General features: G+C 40.4%; 12 protein-coding genes and 2 pseudogenes. 4 read left to right on the top strand and 10 right to left on the bottom strand.

Translation table 11 applies throughout. The features are described from left to right. Position 1 precedes the first annotated feature (1 nt). A complete protein-coding gene (locus ABH897_RS14470) occupies positions 2–4021 on the bottom strand; it encodes a hypothetical protein (RefSeq protein ID WP_404592267.1) in 4020 nt (1339 codons plus the stop codon). Positions 4022–4062: 41 nt separating this feature from the next. Further along, positions 4063–4236 (bottom strand): annotated as a pseudogene (locus ABH897_RS14475) (VOC family protein); the annotation flags it as partial. A 637-nt stretch (positions 4237–4873) separates the two neighbouring features. Between ABH897_RS14475 and ABH897_RS14480 the strand changes: the two are divergent. After that, a complete protein-coding gene (locus ABH897_RS14480; protein ID WP_404592269.1) occupies positions 4874–5092 on the top strand; it encodes a helix-turn-helix domain-containing protein in 219 nt (72 codons plus the stop codon). 89 nt (positions 5093–5181) lie between these two features. On the opposite strand, the gene ABH897_RS14485 is transcribed toward ABH897_RS14480, so the two are convergent. Then, positions 5182–5460 carry a DUF6809 family protein gene (locus tag ABH897_RS14485; RefSeq protein ID WP_404592270.1) on the bottom strand — a complete coding sequence of 93 codons (279 nt, stop codon included), beginning with the start codon at positions 5458–5460 and terminating at the stop codon, positions 5182–5184. Positions 5461–5574: 114 nt separating this feature from the next. On the opposite strand from ABH897_RS14485, the gene ABH897_RS14490 reads away from it, so the two are divergent. Continuing rightward, positions 5575–5793, top strand: a complete 219-nt coding sequence (locus tag ABH897_RS14490) for a helix-turn-helix domain-containing protein (RefSeq protein WP_404592272.1) — start codon at positions 5575–5577, stop codon at positions 5791–5793. Positions 5794–5976: 183 nt separating this feature from the next. Here the strand turns inward: ABH897_RS14490 and ABH897_RS14495 are convergent, their stop codons facing one another. The 3 genes from ABH897_RS14495 to ABH897_RS14505 all read right to left on the bottom strand — a co-directional run bounded on the left by ABH897_RS14495 (position 5977) and on the right by ABH897_RS14505 (position 9368). Beyond that, positions 5977–7098 (bottom strand): alpha/beta hydrolase fold domain-containing protein, encoded by a 1122-nt coding sequence (locus ABH897_RS14495; RefSeq protein ID WP_404592274.1) that lies wholly within the window; start codon positions 7096–7098, stop codon positions 5977–5979. A 23-nt stretch (positions 7099–7121) separates the two neighbouring features. Beyond that, positions 7122–7574 carry a MarR family winged helix-turn-helix transcriptional regulator gene (locus tag ABH897_RS14500; protein WP_404521857.1) on the bottom strand — a complete coding sequence of 151 codons (453 nt, stop codon included), beginning with the start codon at positions 7572–7574 and terminating at the stop codon, positions 7122–7124. Positions 7575–7754: 180 nt separating this feature from the next. Continuing rightward, positions 7755–9368 (bottom strand): helix-turn-helix domain-containing protein, encoded by a 1614-nt coding sequence (locus tag ABH897_RS14505; RefSeq protein WP_283655970.1) that lies wholly within the window; start codon positions 9366–9368, stop codon positions 7755–7757. 209 nt (positions 9369–9577) lie between these two features. Here ABH897_RS14505 and ABH897_RS14510 point away from each other — a divergent pair, with 209 nt between their 5' ends. Then, positions 9578–10552: an ABC transporter substrate-binding protein gene (locus ABH897_RS14510; RefSeq protein WP_404592276.1), complete on the top strand. Its 975-nt coding sequence runs from the start codon at positions 9578–9580 to the stop codon at positions 10550–10552. 35 nt (positions 10553–10587) lie between these two features. Continuing rightward, positions 10588–11631 carry an NAD(P)/FAD-dependent oxidoreductase gene (locus ABH897_RS14515; RefSeq protein WP_283655968.1) on the top strand — a complete coding sequence of 348 codons (1044 nt, stop codon included), beginning with the start codon at positions 10588–10590 and terminating at the stop codon, positions 11629–11631. Between the two features lie 75 nt (positions 11632–11706). Here the strand turns inward: ABH897_RS14515 and ABH897_RS14520 are convergent, their stop codons facing one another. From ABH897_RS14520 to ABH897_RS14535, 4 genes and pseudogenes are all read right to left on the bottom strand, one after another. Continuing rightward, a complete protein-coding gene (locus ABH897_RS14520) occupies positions 11707–12336 on the bottom strand; it encodes a type 1 glutamine amidotransferase family protein (RefSeq protein WP_404518987.1) in 630 nt (209 codons plus the stop codon). Between the two features lie 241 nt (positions 12337–12577). Then, positions 12578–12973 carry an SRPBCC family protein gene (locus ABH897_RS14525; protein ID WP_283655966.1) on the bottom strand — a complete coding sequence of 132 codons (396 nt, stop codon included), beginning with the start codon at positions 12971–12973 and terminating at the stop codon, positions 12578–12580. Continuing rightward, positions 12970–13184 (bottom strand): annotated as a pseudogene (locus ABH897_RS14530) (hypothetical protein). Before ABH897_RS14530 ends, ABH897_RS14525 begins: the two are co-directional and overlap by 4 nt. A 208-nt stretch (positions 13185–13392) precedes the next feature. After that, a complete protein-coding gene (locus ABH897_RS14535) occupies positions 13393–14871 on the bottom strand; it encodes an Lsa family ABC-F type ribosomal protection protein (RefSeq protein ID WP_404518988.1) in 1479 nt (492 codons plus the stop codon). Positions 14872–15127 lie beyond the last annotated feature (256 nt).

The raw sequence follows: 15127 nt of genomic DNA on the forward strand, positions 1-15127 counted from the left end.
ACTAAAATTTCTTGAGATATGGTGTAAGAAGAATCATCCCTAATGTTGCTTGAAGCAAAGACTCAGGTATATCCTCTACTCTTAACAATGAGCCAACATCATCCTGCAAGAATTCCAAGGCACCTACACCTTGAACAATACCATTCATTAACTCAAATAATTCAGGTGACTCACAATCGCTTAATAAATCTGCCACCTCTTGAATTATATTGGTTGCACTTTTTAAATGTTCTGAAATCTTATACATAAATGTGCTGAAATAATCCACAAGAGTTTCTACCTCTGTTTCTTGTAGTGAAGATACCTCTTCGACAATTTGATTATATTGAATTAACATCAGTCTGATTGTTCCGATATCTGTTATTGCCTTCCTCCATCGTTCAAATACATCAGAGTCCAGATCATACAGTGCATAAATCCCTTCCGGAAGTTCTACAGGAAATAGGGTAAACGGCAAACCCGCTTCATACATGCTAATAATCCGATACAACGGTATTTCATACCCACCAAATAACGGAAGACCCTCATATAGTGGTACAAAAACAAGGCTTGGCCATCTAGTCTCCAAAACCCATTTTGAGTTGTTAAAATTTCTTGCGTTCTTCCAATCTTCTCGTAAGTTCTGACAAAAATATCGATATTGATCTTCAATTGTACAAGTTTCAGAAAGAGTTCCGCTATATAATAAAAATCTTTTATTGCTTCCCTCTTTCTCTATATCAATCACTGTAATATTAGGATTCAAAGAATCTACGGTTTTGTGAAAGCTTTGATCAATAGCCGATGGTGCTCTTTTAAGGATTTCTTTCGCATTGTAAAATAAACCGATGCCTATGGGTTTTTGTTCCAACACCCTTTCCCACATATTTAAATTTATCAATATCTCATTGAGCTCTTCATCGGCAAAGTTAAAATAATTTTCATCTAGATAAGGCTGAAACAGCTTTTTAAATTCAATTTGCATAAAAAACATTGACTTTGAGGCCTCATAAAGATTTATCAAAGATAAATTCGAGTTTACTTTTTCATTGTTGATTCTAGCGGCTATTACTTCGTGGAATTGGCTAAAGAAATTATCTAGGCCGGATATCAGTCCGTGAAGATTCTCTCTATACTTTCTATAAGGTTGTGTAGACATACTGTTAGTTAAAGATAAGTTCGGATTATCTTTAAAGCCTTCACCACTTATTCCATAGGTGTCCACAATATTTTTCGGAAAAAGCATTTCTCTACGCATGCTTTCTTGTAAAATACCCAATTTAGAAAAAAACTTTTTGGATTCTGAAACATTCCAGTATTGACGCTTATAAAAAAATTCAATAAGACCTTTAAAATCATGTAAAGTTTCGATCATCATTTTACGTAAAAGATAGATTTCCTTCAAGTATACATCCCAATTATCTGGCCGATGCATCAATTGAACACGCATAATCAACCATGAATTCACTTGAGTAATCCAACGTTCTTGCCGATTTTCCTTTGAGATTTTTCGTTCATGATCGAAAGATTCAATTCCCAGATCGTTTTTTAATAGATCACTCCCTACTAATTTAACTGAAATTGATTCTTTGTTTGGATATAAACGATTTAACATTTCAATCATATTCATTGTCCAGTAGTGGTTTGAGTTTTTATGCTTATCGGCTTCTGTTGTTTGTTGAAAATATGGAGGTATAAAATGACATATAACCTCCTCCTCAGTTACGTTTAAAAGCAGTATCTTATGCTGATAAATCAATCTTTTACGTAAGATCAGTTCACTGTCATTATACAGTTCTAAAAAACCTTGTTGATACAACCCTAATGCAGCATCGATCTTACTTTCTATCTTTCCTTCTTTCATAGCAGCAAGTATCTCATGGTTGGAAAAATGTATTTCTATTTTTTTCTTTCTTAATTTCGCCCAAAAGAAAGTATAACCAAAATTAGACCACTCTAGATCACTATCTGGAAGTTTAGTAGGAATTGATGACAACTCCAGCCATTTATCTGTAATAAAATATGACAGCGTAAGACTTTTAAAAGATTTTTTAACCATCTCAAGATGAGAGAACATTTTCTCTTTAGCGTGAACATGCTGTAAGAAATCTGTTGCTGCAAACGTACCAGGTGCTATTTCTCCTGAAATGTCCATTGGGGCGAACATTTTCCATGCTGATCCATTTTGTTCGAAGATTATGTCAAATATCCCCTTATTTTCGTCAACAAACAGCTTAACATCAAGCCAAAGCATTGTATTTAGAGTCCTGCCATATGCTACCCAATCCAAATACTCCACTTCTGCAATCTGACCAATCAACCCTATTTCAATCTCATTATTCGTAAAATAGTGAAAAAGAAGCAATTGAGGTAAATGATTATCTACACAAGCTAAGCTTTGCAACAGTATGTTCCTTTCTTCCAACACCATCTCTTTTTGAAGAATTGAGAAGATGATATCGGCTCTTACAGAGTGTAATGACTCAATATATCTACCATCTACCGAACTTCTAATTAAGTATTCATCACTCATTCGCCGTAAAGCACTAAGCGCATTTGGACATTGCACTAGTTGTCTTGCTTTTTCAAAAAATATAGAACCATCTACTCTGCCAACATAACAGACGAGTAATAAGAGATTTAACCACGCATCCTCTATGCCTTCACCAATTAATCGATTGATCTGCACAGTTAATCGTTGTTTGAGAGTTTGATGATTATTAAGTAAATACATAAATTCTAGAAGAGGGCCTTCGCCACCAAACTTTTGCCAAGCCTCTTCGAAAGTACGGAACAATTCATGAGGCTTACTTTCTGTTTGTTTCTCGTATATCTTAAGCGCTTCTTCTTTGGTTAACGACAGTTCAATTAAATCAAAAGCTACATCATTCATATCTATATTGGATTGTTTAAAATCTTCTTCGCGGATAGATACCAAAAGAGGGGCATTACCTCCTCTAACTTGAATCTCACGAAGCAACCAAGTCCAATGTAATTGTCCTGGGTTTACATCAACGTAAAGAATAATGTTATCCGAATGTTTAGCCAATCCCAAAATCGCTTTTGCTAAATTTTCTGCTTGTACGTGCGTCTGAATTTGTCTTACGCAAAACACAAGCTCTTCTGAATAATTATTCATTAAATACTTGTAACATAATGAAGTTTTGCCTTGACCAGAAGCGCCTTTTACAATTGCTGCTTTTTTTTTAGCTAAAATAGTATCAATTTTTTCTAGCCAGCTAACTCGTTCAAAATCCAATGAAAAACGTATATGAGCTGGATGGGCTGACACACCTTGTTCATATTCTAATCTCAATCCTTCATAATCTTTACCAGTATCAATATCCGACAATCTTATGAGCGATCCTCCATACTCTCTGAAATATCCATCAAGTGACGCCATATCTCGGCCGATCTGATTTATCTTCTCTTGCCAAGTAGATTTAGAAGTATACTGTTGGTTTTTTGATAGGTCTGATACATATTGAATCAGCAGATCCTGCATTAAAGCGGGAGCGATCATGGTTGGGACATAACTCTCAATCTGATTTGTTACTTTTGTTAGGAGTGTCTCATTATCCACCTTTTCAAATACCAGTCTACTCATCAACCATTCAGCCTCTTCTGAATCCAAACCGTGGCTTTTAACTAGTTTATTTTTGAAGCTATTTAGCGCTAGCTCTTCACCTTTGATAAAACCTTTAAGCTCATCTCCCAATTCTCCAAAATGTACGACCTTAGCGACTATCTTTATAGTTTCAGATTCGCGTAGACTTGTAACTCTCCGGAAAAAGCCTTCATTGCTTAGAGATTGAGCGGTGGAAGCAAGATTTGACATACTCATATTAGTACTTAAATCCTTAACTTGTACAACCTCAGATACTTCTCCATTCATTTTTATTAGTAAGTCTTCTAATTGCTCAGGGTAATAATTAAGTGAATCCTCATCTTCCACTATTCGAGAAGCAATATATAAAGTTTGGGAAGAATAGCCTCTCCAAGAAGCCTGCGCCCCTAAGTCAGATCTGTTAAAAGAAGACATTTGATCTTGGCCCCCTAGTCGTTTAATTTGGAGTCAGTTCATAGCAATATTGTAGTACCAACTGAACCAGAAGGTGATACTATTACCCATCGTTTATCTTGTTTTGGCCATTAGATATCTTTAATTAATGTAAAATTTATCTTCTTTGTATAAAAATCTATTGTATCATCATATTCTTTTACAACCAGCGCGATATAAACTATTGATTGAATCATATTCTTAACACATCCAAATTTTGAACTCTCTTGTGTTCATCTAAGCTTTATCTGCGCATTTTATTCAATGAACTTTAAATTCATCCTGAATTTTCCAATATATGACTATCTTTATTCAATAAAGGTATTCATCTATTTTACTGTATCCATGTAATTGTGTAATCATCTTTTAAGGCTTAATTTTCTCAACAATATATTTAACCCCAATTGTCTTAAGAATAAGAAGATTTAATCTCTATGACCTATGACCATAAAATTAGAAGACGGATCAATCTCTTGCAATATGTTTGATTCACAACTATATGATGAGTTTGAAACAACATCCTCATATAAATAAGCCGGTACGCTATTGCGTTCGGTCCTTCCTTTTACTTTACAAAGGTGTACCTTAGTTTCGATAAATTCTCCCGTCAAATATTTCTAACATCATCAAAGCACCCGTCATGTACCCAGAAATATAATCGGAAGCAGATAATATAGAAATTAAAACATCATTTAAATCCTCTACCTTAAATAAAAATACTTATCTTCTTCTCCTTTTCATCTAAATAAAATCCTCCGGCTAAATAGCGAAATAATCGCTAAAAATAAATAGCGATTATTTCGCTGAGATATTCTTGGTTTGGAGGTGAGTAAGATGTACCAAAGAATCCGAGATTTGCGTGAAGATAAAGATTTGACTCAAACCCAAATGGCTGAATATTTGAATTGCAGTCAGCGAATATATAGCAATTACGAACGCGGTGATGTTGATATTCCTACGAGGATTCTAATCAAACTAGCTGATTTCCATAGCACAAGCACAGACTACTTGTTAAACAGAACGAAACAAAAAAAGCCTTACCCGGCAGGTTAGCTCCTTTTAGATATAAAAAAGGTAACTCCGCATGAAGGAGCTACCTTTCAAAAATTTTTATAATCGACTCCTTCATTCTTCTGAACTGCCTATATTATTCCTTCTTTCCCGTCAAATACTTCAATCATCATTAATGCTCCCATTTTATAACCCTCAATATAAGCGGAAGCGGACAATAAGGAAATTAAAACATCATGTAAATCCGAAAGTTCTTCAATTAATTTGTAATCCTGTTCTGGCAATTTTGTTTTGAGGGCTTCCTCAGCATCGGCTATTCTCTGAGAAACCAGTTCAAACTCAGTGTCTTTCGATTTGATCCGTTCACTTGGGTTACATTTTCCGTAATAAAAGTTCTCCAAGATACTCATGACCTACTCCTTCTTGATATGTATTATTAATCCTCTGACTAATTTTAGCGAAATATTCGCTAAAAATCAATAGCGATTATTTCGCTAAGATATTCTTGTTTAGAGGTGAACAAGATGTATCAACGGATTCGAGATTTGCGCGAAGATAAAGATTTAACTCAAACTCAAATGGCCGAGTATCTGAATTGTAGCCAGCGGATATACAGCAACTATGAACGCGGTGATATAGACATTCCAACGGAGATTTTAATTAGACTGGCCAATTTCCACCAAACAAGCACAGACTATTTATTAAATAGAACAAACCAAAAAGAGCCCTACCCCTCAGGATAGAGTTCTAAAATCATCATGACATCTCACATATGAGCATTTTCCGCTACAAAATTATCTGATCCTATTGTTCGGTCGGCATCTTCCGTTCAACCAACAATTTCATCTTGATATCCAATGGGTAAGGGAACCGCCATAAATGGGGCTCCCTTTTTTTAATAAAATAACATGAATATTTAGAATAGCTTAGTTATTAAGCAATTTTTTTGTTACCCAAGTTATAGCTGCATTATTGACATCTTCACCCTGGCCACCGTGGGGAGCTTTAGAGTTAGACATAAAAATATTTTCTACTCCTGCATGGTTAAGAGTATCTCTAAGTCTCCAACTTTGTTGAATAGATACTAAACTGTCACGTCCTCCATGTGCAATAAACATGGGTGGATCATCTGAAGATACATAATTTATAGGACTTGCCAATTCTGCCAACTTTACTTTTTCCCAATAAGGAGAATTGGTTTGTTTTTTATCCCGAATATCTCTCAGGACTGCCACACCCTGTCCTTCTTTATCAAATCCAAGAAGTTTGGCTTCAGCTGCTTGTGGAGAGTCATGTGTTTCGGCTGCCTCCTCAGGAGATTGCAGGGTTGGGTCCATCTCAGGTCCCATGGTAAACATATCTGTTGGACCGTAAAAATCAACTGCAGCCATTACTTTGCTTGAATACTCAAGATTGCCCCCAACATCACCTTCAAGCTCTTTTATATCACTGGTAACAGCGAGTTCGGTAGCCAGATGTCCACCTGCAGAATTTCCTGCTACTGCAATTTTTTCTGGATCAATACCGTATTCCTTGGCATGTGCACGCAGATATCTGATACTGCCCTTAACATCATAAATTGGAGCCGGGAAAATAGCTTCGCCACTTAGCCGATAATCTATGGAAACGAAAGTAATTTTATTCTCTAATACTTTTTTGAAAACTTGGTATGCTGAATCTGTAGCCACTTGATCTGTGGCTCTACCTGTCATTTGTACTGGTCGATTTGGTAGTGTGGCTGTTTCCTTTTTTGCATCTTTAGGAGCATCATCGCCCTGATAGTCCCCTATAAGCCATCCTCCTCCATGAACATACACCAAGACAGGAGTTGCTTCGGTTACACCCTCCGGCTTGAAGATGTTCATTTTTAACTCTCTTTTTTTTCCATCGTCATTAGTTACGGTTGCATACACCACATCTTTATAGGTAGGAGCCATACTAATAACATCTGTAGGAGGACTTTCAGCTGCTGCGAAACTTTCCTTTTGTGTGGCAAAAGCCAATGTTGCTAAAAGTGCGAAGGATACCATTCTTAGTTTTTTATTCATACTCTCTCTCCTTGAATAGATTCTCATTTTTTTTCATTCTCGCATTCTATCAGATTATCTAAAGTTCTTATTAAGAAACTTTGATACAATGCTATTTCATCCTCGCTAAATCCCTTGTAAAAAGTCTCTCCGACTTCATCAATAATCTTTTTGTTCAATTCCACTAGATTTTCATTTCTATTCACTACTTTAATTATTGTTTTCCGTTTGTCTGTTTGACAAGGCATAAAACTGATATGTCCTGCTTTTTCCAACTTAGTTAATATACTCGTTAAAGTTGACTTTTGAAGATTGGTAATCCTTGAGATTTCATGTATAGGTATTTCGTCTTTTGTCCAAAGATAAAACAAAATCCTTGCTTGTGTTGCTGTTAAAGTATCAACCTCAGATTCCCTGTGTTTTCTTGAAACTATTCTAGCCAGCAATGCATCTATTGATGCTGATAAAAAAACAGATCTTCCTTTTATAATTCCCATTTGCACCTCCATTTTCTCGAAAATAGTACCATATCGTACTAAAATTATAGTACGATATGGTACTATTTTCAACATGTATTTTTTGAATGCTTTCGTTCATTATCTCTTGCGACCTGTAGCTCACCCCAATTAATAGTAGTAAGTACGGCTGGCAAAGGGAGGTCGGCAGTCGATGGAGCCTTAAGGGAGCTTGAGTAAATTCTTCCGCTCCAGCAACAATTTCATCTGAATATCCAATTGGTAGGGCATCGAAATGGGGTCCGTCACAGCAAACTCGGAGTAGTCGGTAATGTAAACCTGATTTTGCTTCACCGCAGGCATTTCCTGCCACCACTTCATACTGCATAGACGCTCATAACGCTCGGGATCAACTACCGTCACGAACAGATGATTCCCTGCGTAGGATTGTATTTGCTCCTCAGTAATAAGTCGGTAAGCCTGTCGATCAATCAATTCCTTCTGAATGATATCCGGCGCATGTAACCCAAGCCCGTCATACAGATTATAAGCTCCCCTGCACCAGTAATTACCGAATACATAGACCGAGTCGTCTCGAATTTCCATCGTCGCAAATGTATCCGTGCTCTGAACAATACCGTTTAATTTGGGCCTTAGGCGCTGTACCTTACGATTGTACGATCGAATAACCCGTTCCGCTTCGGGACCTTTACCGAAAGTCTCTGCCAGCTTGCGAAGCAATTCGAACGGCTTATGATCATTTTGCGAAAAAATCTGAGTGGGCGCAATCGTCGACAATGCGTCGTATTCCTCCTGACTCCCGACCAGAATAAACTCCGGCTGCAAATAAGCAATTTCCTGCGGGTCCAGCGGCACGCTGTTAACCTTGTGAATATCCGCACTCAATTTCCGTAGGTAATGATCATTCGATAAATTTTTAGCAACCGCAGCCGGACGTATACCAAGCGCGAGCAAATGACCCAGACAGCTCATCGCACAAATATTGATCGGCTTCTTTCTATGGTTCAGAATGAACTGTCCCGGGGAGACGCCCTCCATCTGCTTAAACCGCCGATTGAAATAGAACTCGTCCCCGTAGCCGACCAGCGCCGCCACCTCCTTCATGCGCTCTCCGCGCAGCAGCATACGCTTGGCATGCTCCATCCTCAAGGTTGTCATGTAACCGGACAGATTTGTTCCCGTCAGCTGCCTAAACCAGTGGGTGAACCTCCGCTTGCTGATCCGCGCCTGGGCCGCAAGCTCATCCACGGTAATCTCTTCGGCATAGCGTCTCTGCAACTGGGCAATAATCTCCAATACATTCGCTTTGGTATTGTGGCTTGCGGTATCCTGCTCAAGAGCGCTTGTTTCTTCTGCAATCATCCCCATCAGTTTTTGGAATTGAATGTGTACCACAATCTGTTCCTTCGTGGCCTGCGCATGGCGGCGTTTTTCGATGGCTTTTATTTTTTGCAGTATGGATCTGTAATCTGGTACGCTCTGCTCCCGTGTTTCCATAAGGGGTTCAAGCGAGCTTCCCGTAGGGCCATGCGGAGAAAAAGCAATCAGCCACAATGACAATACTGTATCGTCGTTTGCTGTGATTTTCACCGTGTGTCCCGAATTTATGGCATATGGAACTCCATAGTGCAATGGGTGCTCACTGCCATTGCAGTCGAGTGTCCCTTCCCCTTCTTCAACAACGACTAGCAAACCCGTATCTATATTTTGAAGCGGAATTCTATCCCTACCGGAAAATGTTCTGTGAACTAGTCCATGAAGCTCGAAATAGGTACTGGGAATAGAATAATCGGCTCTGATGTGATTTAGATCCAAAACTTAACGCTCCTTATTTGAGAATGATTATCATTTGGATTCATCATACCTAATACACCTATGAATTTCAATGACTGCTTCTGTTCTTAACAGCCTGATCCTACAAAAAAAACGTCCCATTCTTCCATTGATTACAGCCCTGTCCGGTATTACACTTGGTTTATTGATAATGATTATCAATGACTGCATTTACATACAGGGGGATTGCAATGTTTCGCAACACAGGCAAGTCGACAACCTTTTTCATCTTATGCCTACTTATTTTAGTCACAACAGCTTGCAGCAGTCCGTCTGCACCGTCAGAGAAGAAAAGCGCTACAGCAGGCCAAACGGAGGAAACAGGAACCCATATCGTAACCGACGCTTACGGCAAACAGGTAGAAATTCCGAAATCGCCCAAGCGGATCGTTTACACGGATAATACGGTTGGTGACCTGCTGCTGTTCGGCATCAAGCCTGTCGGTTTGGTTCAGGGGGGTCTGCAATATTCCGTGTATAAGGATGAAGTGAAGGATATCGCAGATATCAGTTGGCCACCCAACATGGAAAAGCTCATTGAGCTGAAGCCGGATCTAATCATCACCTCTACCACGGACGAGAAGTATAACGCGACGTTATCCAAGATCGCTCCCGTCATCCTGACGAATGAATGGGACCCGATGCCCGTCCGTATTAAGCGGATTGGCGACTGGTTCGGCTATGAAAAGCAAGCTGAAGATTTCCTCACCCGTCATAACGCGGATATTGTCAAGATGTGGAGAGCGATGCAGCTGGATGGAACGATCAAGAAAGGCGAAACGGCTTCCGTGTACCAGTATATGGTCGGCCAGAAAAGACTGAGCGTCTACACCACCAGCTATCTGACGACTTTTGTCTACCACAAGGAAGGCTTCCAGCCTACTCCTGCCATTCAGAAAATGATCGAAAACCCGGATGATTACGGCTATGCCAATATTTCTGCCGAGCTGCTTCCCAAGATTTCCGGTGACCGAATCTTTATTGTGTACTTTGATGATGCCGAGCTGGCGGAAGTCAAAAATATGATTAAAGGACCTATTTGGAGCAGTCTGCCCGCAATCAAAGCCGATAAAGTGTATTTCATCCATGGCGGACTAGGCATTACAACAGACCCGCTTGCAAGGGAAGAGCTGATTAAAGAGCTTCCCGTCATTTTAAAGAAGTAATTTTATAACGATCCGATTCAGTTTGGAGGCTAACGATGACAGAATCTCTTGAATTATTTGATGTAACCATTATTGGCGGCGGACCCGCCGGACTATATACTGCTTTTTACAGCGGAATGCGAGAACTGAAAACGAAGATTATAGAAGCTCAGCCAGAGCTGGGCGGACGGGTTCTGACCTATCCGGAGAAAATGATATGGGATGTCGGGGCCATGCCGCCCATTCGCGGCGAGCAACTCATTGCGCAGCTCATCGGACAGGCACGTACGTTTGATCCTGTGATTGTGCTTGGTCAGCGTGTGACGGGCTTTGATCCACAGGTGAATGGCACCATCCTCCTCACGACTCAGAGCGGTGAACAACATCTGACCAGAACGGTCATTCTCGCCATCGGCTATGGCGCTCGCCAAACGGTCAAGCTGGAGCTGGATGGTGCCGACCGCTACGAAGTAACCAACCTGTACTACACTGTGCAGGAGCTGGAACATTTCCGCGGACAACGGGTACTGATTTCGGGCGGGGGCGATTCTGCGGTGGATTGGGCCAATGAGCTGGAGCCAATAGCCGAGAGCGTGACCATCGTGCACCGACGAGATAGCTTCGGCGGTTTGGAACGAAGTGTCACGACGATGAAAAATTCCTCCGTTCGGGTCTGCACGCCTTATACGGTTGAAGCGCTCCATAGCAGCAACGGGACCAGCATTGACAGCGTAACCCTGTCTCATACGGAGACCAATGAGCGTGAGCAGCTAGAGGTCGACGCTGTGATCGTCAATCATGGGATGAAATGCGATTACGGTTCGATACGGGAATGGGGCCTGGACCTTGGTGAATGGAACTTGCAGGTTGGAGAGGGAATGACGACGAACATCCCTGGGGTCTTCGCCGCAGGAGACTTTGTAGCTTACGACAACAAGGTTGAACTGATCGCAGGCACCTTCACCAGTGGCATTCTGGCCCTGAACAGTGCCAAGCTGTATATGGACCCGGAAGCGCCTATTATGGCGTATGTATCCTCCCACAATGAGCGATTTAAAGAGAAGAACCGCGCTTTGGGAGTCATTGAGGAAGAAGCGTAAAACAACCAGGCCCGACATTCGAAAATAAAGTCTTAATCACTACTACTATCAATTGTATTTTGGTTTACTTATCAGCTATTTGATAGAATTCATTAACTCGAAGAAGTATTTTGGTTCATGAGTCTGATAAAGATTGAACCATGAATGTAATGTTTCTGGTGCAAATACATCTAGCACCTTCAATACATGCATCGCAAATTCCAACGGAGCTATTCCTGATGCAGTAACTAAATTCCCATCAGTTACTGCTGGCTCCATTTCATAATATTTGTCTCCAATATAATTAGGACAAATCATTTTCATATATTCCAGATTGTTGCTTGTATGCCTTCTTGAGTCTAGCAATCCCATCTTTGCAAGTCCCACTGTTGCACCACAAATCGCCGCAACAACAGTACCTTCTTTTAAAGATTTAGAAACTTTTTTCAATATAGGTTCGTGAATTGCTTCTATCCAAGTATTACCGCCTGGAAGAACTAAAACATCAGTACTTTCCAAAATACACTCATCAATAGAAATACTAGGTAGTATTTTCAATCCTCCCATTGTAGTAACAGGATTTTTATCAACGCCTACTACAACCACCTCTAAAGGCGCTAATTCTTTTTTAAAATACCTTCCCGAGTTTAGTTCAGCAATTAAATAACCTACCTCCCAGTCTGACATCGTATCAAATACATAAAGATATACTTTTTTTGTATGCATAATACACACTCCTTTTGTAATTAATTAATCGATATACCCTATTATAAAAAAACTTTACTGACATCTTCCGTCAGTAAAGTTTTTAAACTTGAAAATAATTAATTAACTCATCATGTAAAAACAAATCACTTGATGGGCATATAGATACCATTAAGTGATCTGTTTTATGATGTTGGGCTATTTCACTATCGTACCCATTAATTTAGCATTGGGGAAGGAGATGTTTTAGTACCCAATGCGATTATTGTTCCAACACCTTTTCAAACTCGCCGAACCAATTACTCCAACCATACTTAGCACCTGCGAGTGCTTGATCATTTGAGATTCCGGTTTGTTCGAGATGAAGGTTAACCTTTCCGTCCCCTAAATCCTGTAGCTTCCAGGTAACCGTGTGCTTCTCTCCGCTTTCCCAAGTATAGGACAACCGGTTTGGTGCGTCCACGATAAGCACTTCGCCGTCAATAATTCCATTCCACCATTCGGTCGGCTGCGTGCGAAACTGAAAACGGTGTCCAACGAAGGGCTTAAAATCATTTTCCATGACCCACTTGGCAAGCTTGCTTGAATCGGTTAAGGCGGACCAAACTTTCTTGATCGATGTCGTGAACTGAAAATCCAAGGATAATGTTAAACTCATTCTGCTTCCTCCTCTAATAGTTGGTTCAAGCGCAACATATTCGTACTCCAGAACTTGCTGTAGACAGCCACTCAATCTTGAATTTCTCTGAGTGGAGAGGCGTTTAGCCTGAATCTCGTTTCTATGCCTCTGCTAACAGACGAATCAGTCGGCGCCTAGTTGGATCTGCAATCGCGTCAAACACATCCCGCAACTGGTTGTTCTCGCTCACAACACACTCTCCTAAATATTATTACCAAGGGACAGCCGTTAATTCACACTTCCTTTAAAGGGTGTGGCCCTTCGTACGTAGCGCCCACGAGTCGAGAACTCCTTAAATACTCCCCGTCCAAATGGCCCTTGTTGTAGCGGCCAAGGTTGGTGATATAGGCTTCAATCACGCTCATTGGCTTCCGACCTCCCTGCGTCTCTGTCCCTGGTCAAAGCTCAACCATCTTTGTTGCGACATTGTTGCAGAACTCGCTGTCATGTTCCACAAAAAGTATCGTTGGAGAATACTCCAGTAGCAGCTCTTCAATTTGCATACGGGAAATGACATCGATGAAATTCAGCGGCTCATCCCAGATATGCAGATGAACCTGCTCGCTCAGGCTTTTGGCAATCAGTACCTTCTTCTTCTGGCCGCCGCTATAAGCGGATAGATCCTTCTCGAATTGCACTCTGGAGAAATCAAGCTTTCTCAGAATAGATTTGAAAAGGCTTTCGTCAATCCCGTTGTCCCGGGCGTAATCTGTCAGACTGCCCTGCAAATGCGAGGTATCTTGGGACACGTAGGATATTTTTAGCTGACTGTCCTTTGTGAAGCTGCCAGTGTAGTCTATATCCACGCCGCAGATTAGTTTGAGGATACTTGATTTTCCTGAGCCATTTTTACCCGAAAGCGCGATTCGCTCCCCCTGTTCAATCGTAAAACTCACGTCTGCACAAACCTGCTTTTCTCCATAAAATATAGTGACCTGTTCAAGCTCAGCAAGCACATTTTTATGATAAGCAAGCTGTGAGATTTCCAAGGTGTCCGAGCTTTCTATATTTTTCAGCAGTTTGGACTTTTCGGTAATCGCCGATTGCTGTCTTTGCTCAATGGATTTAGAACGTTTCATCATCTTGGCAGCCTTATGGCCAATATAGCCTTTGTCTACCTTGGAGCCGGAATTTCTGGTTCCGTTTTTGGTTTTTTCCACTTCGTGAGACCAGTTCCCCGTACGCTTGGAAGAATCCGATAGGCGCTTAATGTCTTTTCTAAGCTTCTCGTTCTGTGCAAATTCAAAGTTATCCTGTCTCTTCTTATTCTCCCACCAGCTGGAAAAATCACCTTTTTGAATCTCAATGTTGGTTTTGTTGATGGACAGGATGTGATCCACACAGTTATCCAGAAAGGATCTGTCGTGAGATACCAGAATATATCCGCTTTTGGTATTCAGATAATTACTGACCCATTTTCTAGCATTCATGTCCAGATGATTCGTAGGCTCATCGATCAACAGAAAACTGTTTTCCTTAATAAACAAGGCGGCCAGGAGCACTTTCGTCTGCTCACCGTTTGACAAAGAAGCAAATGGACGATATAGAACGTCTTCATCAACCTTCAGCAACGAGAGCTCACGCATGAATTGCCAGTGAACATAGTCCGGAAAGATTTCGTTGATTACATCCAGCGTATGATTATTCTTGTTTGGCACAGGATACGGAAAGTATTCAAAATTGACATTAGCAGAGATAGCTCCACTGTATTCATGTTTGCCGAGCAGTAACTGAAGAAATGTGGTCTTCCCTCTTCCGTTCCTTCCCGTAAACCCCAGCTTCCAATCGGTGTCGATCTGAAAATTCACGTTTTCGAATATGTTATCGTAGCTGCCCTCATAGGCAAACGTCAGGTTGGTAACATTAATTAATGACATCAAGTTGTCCTCCTGTATAAAAAAAATAAAAGCCGCAAGAAAGTTAATTTCTCGCAGCTCAAATAGATACAGAAAAACCAGCCTCCCAATGGAAGGCAGATGATTAAGGACCTAATGTTTGAGTGAAAAGAAAATGTAACTTTCTTGCTTATAAAGCAATAAAACATGCGAAACCAATCGCACTAAATGTTTTATTAGTTTATAGATCAGCAAGAAAATCCTACATTATTCTTCTCAACCCCAATCATTAAAGTAA

Source organism: Paenibacillus sp. RC73 (assembly GCF_044908085.1).
GTDB lineage: Bacteria > Bacillota > Bacilli > Paenibacillales > Paenibacillaceae > Paenibacillus > Paenibacillus terrae_A.

Excerpts from the sequence above, each read along its gene's own strand:
- ABH897_RS14485 (WP_404592270.1), bottom strand. The coding sequence starts at position 5,460 with ATGAGTATCTTGGAGAACTTTTATTACGGAAAATGTAACCCAAGTGAA.
- ABH897_RS14480 (WP_404592269.1), top strand. The coding sequence starts at position 4,874 with ATGTACCAAAGAATCCGAGATTTGCGTGAAGATAAAGATTTGACTCAA.
- ABH897_RS14525 (WP_283655966.1), bottom strand. The coding sequence starts at position 12,973 with ATGAGTTTAACATTATCCTTGGATTTTCAGTTCACGACATCGATCAAG.
- ABH897_RS14490 (WP_404592272.1), top strand. The coding sequence starts at position 5,575 with ATGTATCAACGGATTCGAGATTTGCGCGAAGATAAAGATTTAACTCAA.
- ABH897_RS14500 (WP_404521857.1), bottom strand. The coding sequence starts at position 7,574 with ATGGGAATTATAAAAGGAAGATCTGTTTTTTTATCAGCATCAATAGAT.
- ABH897_RS14470 (WP_404592267.1), bottom strand. The coding sequence starts at position 4,021 with ATGTCTTCTTTTAACAGATCTGACTTAGGGGCGCAGGCTTCTTGGAGA.
- ABH897_RS14515 (WP_283655968.1), top strand. The coding sequence starts at position 10,588 with ATGACAGAATCTCTTGAATTATTTGATGTAACCATTATTGGCGGCGGA.
- ABH897_RS14520 (WP_404518987.1), bottom strand. The coding sequence starts at position 12,336 with ATGCATACAAAAAAAGTATATCTTTATGTATTTGATACGATGTCAGAC.
- ABH897_RS14535 (WP_404518988.1), bottom strand. The coding sequence starts at position 14,871 with ATGTCATTAATTAATGTTACCAACCTGACGTTTGCCTATGAGGGCAGC.
- ABH897_RS14495 (WP_404592274.1), bottom strand. The coding sequence starts at position 7,098 with ATGAATAAAAAACTAAGAATGGTATCCTTCGCACTTTTAGCAACATTG.
- ABH897_RS14510 (WP_404592276.1), top strand. The coding sequence starts at position 9,578 with ATGTTTCGCAACACAGGCAAGTCGACAACCTTTTTCATCTTATGCCTA.